Below are 5,149 nucleotides of genomic sequence, written 5' to 3' on the forward strand. Positions count from 1 at the left end.
GCTCCTTCGCCATCTCGGCCGAGATGGCGACGCCGCGCGCATCGAAGCCGCCGTAGAGGCTGATCTAGCCTCGCGCGGTGAGGCGAAGATCGTCACGTCCGAGGTGGGCGACCGGATCGCGGCAGCCCTCTAGGAGAGCGAATCCGTCTCTGTCACCTCGGTCCCCGTGGGGCGGTCTTCGGATCGGCCCGCGGGGATCAGTGGTATCGAGGCGGCGGGAAAGCAGGCGGCGATCGCAAATGTCACCGGGAATCCCGCCAGCCCGATCAGCGCGCCGAAGGCCGGCGGAACGATCGAGGCGGCGACGAACTGCCCCGTGTTCTGCACTCCGAGTGCGCGACCGCTCCAGTACGGCCCGGCGAACTCGGCGACCGCGGTGAAGGCGAGTCCGTTTGGCGCGACGGTGGCGATCGATGCGGCAAGCAGGGCGACGACGGCCACCGGCGAATCCATCCAATCGGTCACAGCGAGCGCGGCCATCGACAGCCCGCCTGCGGCAGCGACCAAGCGAAGCGGGCGCATGCGACTGCCTGCGACATCGGACCAGAATCCGACGGCAATGCGCCCGAGCGCGCCGAGGATCTGTGCGGCGGTGACGATCAAGCCCGCTGCCGTTGCTTCCCAGTGCCTTTCGGAGATCAACCACACCAAGGCGAATGTCCACACCGTGTACTGGGGCACGACGAGGAGAACCGATGCCGCGTGGATTCGCCAGAGGGTGTTGCTGTCCCGGTAGGGATTGGCGAGCATTCCTTGCGCTTCGGCGCAGTCGCGGTCGGGGCGCGGTGGATCCATCACCCAGGCCGCGCACGTGACGGCGGCGAGGGTGCACACCGCCACGGGGAACGCGAGTGCCCACTCGATTCCGTGATCACGCGCCACAGTAGGAATGATCAGTGCGGCGCAGGCGATGCCGGCGGGAAGCGACATCTGGCGTATTCCCATCGCAAGTCCGCGGCGTTGCGGTGGAAACCATCCGACGACGACCCGGCCGCTCGCGGCATTCGCGGAGGCTGCGGACATACCGCCGACGAGCAGGAAGAAGGCCATCGCGCCCAGAGATCCGGAGACTGCCGCTCCGAACCCCGCCGCTGCGGTGGTTGCCATTCCGGTGGCCAGAACGATGCGCTCGCCGTAGCGGTCGGCCAGGGCGCCCCACGCGATCAATGTGAGCATGACGCCCACGGTGGGGGCCGCCACGAGAAGACCGGTGCGGGCGAGACTCAGTCCGTGCTCGTCCTGCAGTGCGGGTATCAGGAACGCCACACCGTTGACGAAGACGGCCTGTGCAGCCTGGGCATAGGTTCCCAGCGCGAGCATCCGCCACTTGTGGCCGGCGGGGACGGTGGTGGATCGGGAGAGTCTTTCGGTCATAATCTCACTATCTAGGATATGGGTCTCACATAGTGAATTCTCCTGGGAGTCTATACCGGCGTCGCCCGACTCACAGGGCGGGCCGATAGACTCGCCGGCATGCGTCTTGGTCGAGTGGCAAGTCCCGATGGTGTTGCGTTCGTCAGTATCGAGGGAGAGGGGGACTCCCTGACGGCGAAGGAAATTGCAGAGCATCCTTTCGGCACTCCCACCTTCACCGGTCGCAGCTGGCCGCTCGCGGACGTTCGCCTGCTCGCGCCGATCCTGGCCAGCAAGGTCGTCTGCGTGGGCAAGAACTACGCAGCTCACGCGGCCGAGATGGGTGGGGAGGCGCCGGAAGAGCCGGTCATCTTCCTCAAACCCAACACGTCGATCGTGGGCCCCGGGGCCGCCATCATGCTGCCGAGTTCGTCGAACGAAGTGCACTATGAAGGCGAGCTCGCCGTCGTGATCGGACGGCCCTGCAAGGACGTTCCGGCCGCTAAGGCGCTCGACGTCGTTCTGGGCTACACCGCAGCCAATGACGTGTCGGCCCGGGATCATCAGCGTCAGGACGGACAGTGGACGCGAGCGAAGGGCCACGACACCTTCTGTCCGCTCGGTCCCTGGATCGAGACCGAACTCGACGCCTCCGAGGTCGACATCACCACCGAGGTCGACGGAGAGGTGAAGCAGCGCAGCAACACTTCGCTTCTGCTGCATGATATTCCGGAGCTCATCGAGTGGGTGTCCGCGGTCATGACACTCCTTCCGGGAGACGTCATCCTCACCGGCACACCGGAAGGTGTCGGCCCGATCGTGGACGGTCAGACCGTGAGCGTGACCATCGGTGGCATCGGAACTCTCACGAACCCGGTGAAGGCCAAGCGTTGACGGCTCTCGTGCCGGATTCGGGTGCGGACTAGCCTGTAGGGGTCCCTTCCCCCTGCGTCCACCCAAGTGAGCCATGACCACAAGCGAAGTTCGCGTCCGTTTCTGCCCGTCGCCCACCGGAACCCCGCACGTCGGGCTCGTCCGCACCGCCCTCTTCAACTGGGCGTTCGCCCGGCACAACGGTGGCTCGTTCGTGTTTCGCATCGAGGACACCGATGCTGCCCGTGACACCGAGGAGTCCTACCGGGCGATCCTCGATGCGTTGCGCTGGCTCGGACTGAACTGGGACGAGGGGCCGGAGGTGGGCGGACCGTACGCCCCGTACCGCCAATCGCAGCGCCGTGACATGCACTTGGACATCGTCGCCCGGCTTCTCGAAGCCGGAGAGGCTTACGAGTCGTTCTCGACACCGCAGGAGGTCGAGGAGCGGCATCTGTCGGCCGGCCGTGATCCCAAACTCGGATTCGACAACTTCGATCGTGAACTGACGACCGAGCAGCGGCAGGCGTTTCTCGACGAGGGACGCAGGCCGGTCGTTCGACTCCGGATGCCGGACCACGACCTCTCCTGGGTCGACCTCGTACGCGGGGAGACCACGTTCAAGGCCGGCACGGTTCCCGATTTCGCTCTCACGCGTGGCAACGGGATTCCGCTCTACACGTTGGTCAACCCTGTCGACGATGCGTTGATGAAGATCACACATGTGTTGCGCGGGGAGGACCTGCTGTCCTCGACGCCGCGTCAGCTCGCGCTGTACGAGGCCCTCCAGCGGATCGGAGTGGCGGAATTCACTCCCCGGTTCGGTCATCTTCCGTTCGTGATGGGGCAGGGCAACAAGAAGCTGTCGAAGCGCGATCCGGAGTCGAACCTCTTCATTCATCGTGACCGGGGTTTCGTTCCCGAGGGTCTGCTCAACTACCTGGCCTTGCTGGGCTGGGGCATCTCCGACGACCACGACGTCTTCTCGCTCGACGAGATGGTAGCGGCGTTCGACATATCCGAGGTCAACTCCAATCCGGCTCGCTTCGACCAGAAGAAAGCGGACGCGATCAACGCTGAGCACATTCGGTTGCTCGAGCCGGCCGACTTCGCCGCTCGGCTGCGTGTGTTCCTCGTGGAGCACGGGCACCTTGGGGAGGATGTCGACGACGCGGTGTTCACCACAGCCGCGGAACTCGTCCAGACTCGCATCGTCGTGCTGTCCGACGCGTGGGGACTGCTGAAGTTCCTCTTCGTCGACGAGGATGCCTTCGAGATCGACCCCGCCGCTGCAGCAAAGAACCTCGGCCCCGATTCCGCACCGGTTCTCGATGCCGCGATCGCCTCGCTGGAGGCTCTGAGTTCATGGGATGCGGCGACCCTCGAGGAGGCACTCAAAGGTGCGTTGATCGACGAGATGGGTCTCAAGCCACGCAAGGCCTTCGCGCCGGTCCGGGTGGCTGTCACGGGCTCGCACATCAGCCCGCCGCTGTACGAGTCGATGGAGCTTCTGGGCCGGGACATGACCCTGTCGCGTCTTCGTTCTGCGCGCGCCCGCGTCGCGGCCTGAGCGCGGGTCCGGGCCGAAGAGTGCGAGAAATAGGCGCTGACCATACGATTTGGTAAATGCGGTCGGTAGGCTGGTAATCTCTTCTTCGGCCCGAGGCGGGCCGCAGGGCCTCACAGCTCGGCGGTGCGAAACGGCCATTGGGGTATGGTGTAATTGGCAACACAGCGGTTTCTGGTACCGCCATTCTAGGTTCGAGTCCTGGTACCCCAGCGGAAGTTCGGCTGATTTTGTTACCGAACTTCAGCAAGCTATGCTTGCTGAGCTTCCAAAGCAAGGCAAAGTTCCTGGCCCCGTCGTCTAGCGGCCTAGGACGCCGCCCTCTCAAGGCGGTAGCGCGGGTTCGAATCCCGTCGGGGCTACAAAAAGAAACACCCTCCGGGAAACTGGAGGGTGTTTCTTTTTTCCGAACCTTCTTCCGGACGGATTCTCATGTTCCGGACGGGTAGGTCGGACCGGGCGTTCTACCCGGTCTTCCGGCGGAATTGGCGCTTGTGGTCGACCGGGCCGTGCGCCCCGTGCACGGCGGAGTGTCCGTCCTTGTGGTCGGTCGACTGCGATGCCTGGTGGTTCTTCTTTTCCAGGGCCTCCCGGAATCTCTTCTTCGTTTCCTCGTTGTCTGCAGCCACGGCGAACTCCTTCGTCAGTCGGTTCATAATGTGAAGCTACGCCAGAGAAGCCGGCAATGCCTCAGATTTCTTCCCAGTCAGCGGCGACGGTCGGGCCGGTACAGAAAAGCAGCTGTGGTTCCGCCTACCGGCATGGAAGGCATTTCCAGTTTTGCATGGTCCCAACTTCTGATCCGCTCGGGAACGACCCGCACGACTATCCGTTTGTGGAGTAATTGGTGAATGGCTGGGCGCAGGTCGTCGGAATACGGGCCCGTATAGCGTTTCCACACGCTGACTCCGGCGGCGAACATCGCGTCCGGATCGTCGACGATCTGCGCTCGGCCCTCGATCGACACCCCGCGGAGGGTGTTGTAGGTGTCGCCGTCCTCGATTAGAACCGTCACGCGGTCGTCGCGGCGAAGATTCACCGCTTTCTGAGATTTGGCCTTCGTCTCGAACCAGATCTCGTCGTCGATCACCGCGTACCACATGGCGACCAGATGCGGCCTGCCGTCGGCACTCACCGTTGCGAGAGTGGCGATCCGGCTTCGATGCACGAATTCCGTGATCTCCGCTTCGGTCATCGTGATCTGCGAACGCTGGTTGGTGCCCACCTGTACTCCTGTCGGATTCGTCTCGCTGCTCCGGTTCGGGTTGCCCCGTCCGGTGTTGCCGTGTCCGGTGTTGCCGTGGTCCGGTCGTGCGAAGGATTCAGAGTCGTTTGTGCAATGCTTCGGCTGCGGCG

General features: G+C 64.1%; 5 protein-coding genes, 2 tRNA genes and 1 pseudogene. 5 read left to right on the forward strand and 3 right to left on the reverse strand.

The window, feature by feature from the left end; translation table 11 throughout:
• Positions 1-133 (forward strand): annotated as a pseudogene (locus WAW17_RS03325) (3-isopropylmalate dehydrogenase); the annotation flags it as partial.
• Here the strand turns inward: WAW17_RS03325 and WAW17_RS03330 are convergent.
• Positions 130-1,374 (reverse strand): MFS transporter, encoded by a 1,245-nt coding sequence (locus tag WAW17_RS03330; protein ID WP_422331595.1) that lies wholly within the window; start codon positions 1,372-1,374, stop codon positions 130-132. The pseudogene WAW17_RS03325 and the gene WAW17_RS03330 sit on opposite strands and share 4 nt — an antisense overlap.
• A gap of 99 nt (positions 1,375-1,473) precedes the next feature.
• On the opposite strand from WAW17_RS03330, the gene WAW17_RS03335 reads away from it, so the two are divergent.
• The 4 genes from WAW17_RS03335 to WAW17_RS03350 all read left to right on the forward strand — a co-directional run bounded on the left by WAW17_RS03335 (position 1,474) and on the right by WAW17_RS03350 (position 4,155).
• Positions 1,474-2,247 carry a fumarylacetoacetate hydrolase family protein gene (locus tag WAW17_RS03335; protein ID WP_422331596.1) on the forward strand — a complete coding sequence of 258 codons (774 nt, stop codon included), beginning with the start codon at positions 1,474-1,476 and terminating at the stop codon, positions 2,245-2,247.
• A 73-nt stretch (positions 2,248-2,320) separates the two neighbouring features.
• On the forward strand, positions 2,321-3,796 hold the full coding sequence (gene gltX / locus WAW17_RS03340; protein WP_422331597.1) for a glutamate--tRNA ligase: 1,476 nt from the start codon (positions 2,321-2,323) through the stop codon (positions 3,794-3,796).
• Between the two features lie 138 nt (positions 3,797-3,934).
• Positions 3,935-4,006, forward strand: a tRNA-Gln gene (locus WAW17_RS03345).
• Positions 4,007-4,082: 76 nt separating this feature from the next.
• A tRNA-Glu gene (locus WAW17_RS03350) sits at positions 4,083-4,155 on the forward strand.
• Between the two features lie 102 nt (positions 4,156-4,257).
• On the opposite strand, the gene WAW17_RS03355 is transcribed toward WAW17_RS03350, so the two are convergent.
• Positions 4,258-4,449, reverse strand: a complete 192-nt coding sequence (locus WAW17_RS03355) for a DUF5302 domain-containing protein (protein WP_422331598.1) — start codon at positions 4,447-4,449, stop codon at positions 4,258-4,260.
• 50 nt (positions 4,450-4,499) lie between these two features.
• A complete protein-coding gene (locus WAW17_RS03360; protein ID WP_422331599.1) occupies positions 4,500-5,018 on the reverse strand; it encodes a pyridoxamine 5'-phosphate oxidase family protein in 519 nt (172 codons plus the stop codon).
• Positions 5,019-5,149 lie beyond the last annotated feature (131 nt).

It is taken from the genome of Rhodococcus sp. (in: high G+C Gram-positive bacteria), assembly GCF_049286785.1.
In the GTDB taxonomy this organism is placed as follows: domain Bacteria; phylum Actinomycetota; class Actinomycetes; order Mycobacteriales; family Mycobacteriaceae; genus Rhodococcus_F.

Bases quoted from the DNA above. Each gene is read 5' to 3' on its own strand.
- WAW17_RS03355 (WP_422331598.1), bottom strand. From the start codon at position 4,449: ATGAACCGACTGACGAAGGAGTTCGCCGTGGCTGCAGACAACGAGGAA.
- WAW17_RS03330 (WP_422331595.1), bottom strand. From the start codon at position 1,374: ATGACCGAAAGACTCTCCCGATCCACCACCGTCCCCGCCGGCCACAAG.
- gltX (WP_422331597.1), top strand. From the start codon at position 2,321: ATGACCACAAGCGAAGTTCGCGTCCGTTTCTGCCCGTCGCCCACCGGA.
- WAW17_RS03335 (WP_422331596.1), top strand. From the start codon at position 1,474: ATGCGTCTTGGTCGAGTGGCAAGTCCCGATGGTGTTGCGTTCGTCAGT.